Here is an 867-nt window from a genome sequence, read left to right on the forward strand (position 1 = left end):
GCGCCGACGGTACGACCGCCTTCACGGATAGCGAAACGCAGACCGTCTTCCATCGCGATGGTCTTGATCAGGGTAACTTCCATCTGGATGTTGTCACCCGGCATTACCATTTCAACGCCTTCTGGCAGCTGGCAGTTACCAGTCACGTCAGTAGTACGGAAGTAGAACTGTGGACGGTAGCCTTTGAAGAACGGAGTGTGACGACCGCCTTCTTCTTTCGACAGAACGTAGACTTCTGCGGTGAACTTGGTGTGCGGCTTGACCGAACCTGGCTTGACCAGAACCTGGCCACGCTCAACGTCGTCACGCTTGGTACCACGCAGCAGAACGCCACAGTTCTCGCCAGCACGACCTTCGTCCAGCAGCTTGCGGAACATCTCAACACCGGTGCAGGTGGTGGTTTGAGTGTCACGCAGACCAACGATTTCCAGCGGCTCTTGAACCTTGACGATACCGCGCTCGATACGACCGGTAACAACGGTACCACGACCCGAGATCGAGAATACGTCTTCGATTGGCATCAGGAACGGCTTGTCGATAGCGCGCTCAGGCTCTGGGATGTAGCTGTCCAGAGTCTCAACCAGCTTACGAACGGCAGTGGTGCCCATTTCGTTGTCGTCTTTGCCTTCCAGCGCCATACGAGCCGAACCGATGATGATCGGAGTGTCATCGCCTGGGAAGTCGTAGGTGGACAGCAGGTCGCGAACTTCCATCTCGACCAGTTCCAGCAGCTCAGCGTCGTCTACCAGGTCAGCCTTGTTCAGGAAGACCACGATGTACGGAACGCCTACCTGACGGGACAGCAGGATGTGCTCACGGGTTTGTGGCATCGGACCATCGGCGGCCGAGCAAACCAGGATCGCGCAC

Annotated in this window: 1 protein-coding gene; it reads right to left on the minus strand. The window is 57.1% G+C overall.

The genetic code is table 11. The features are described from left to right. Positions 1-867 (minus strand): elongation factor Tu (locus M5G17_RS27380; protein WP_273895977.1); only part of this gene is annotated, 867 nt, incomplete at both ends.

Source organism: Pseudomonas rubra, assembly GCF_028656935.1.
GTDB lineage: Bacteria > Pseudomonadota > Gammaproteobacteria > Pseudomonadales > Pseudomonadaceae > Aquipseudomonas > Aquipseudomonas rubra.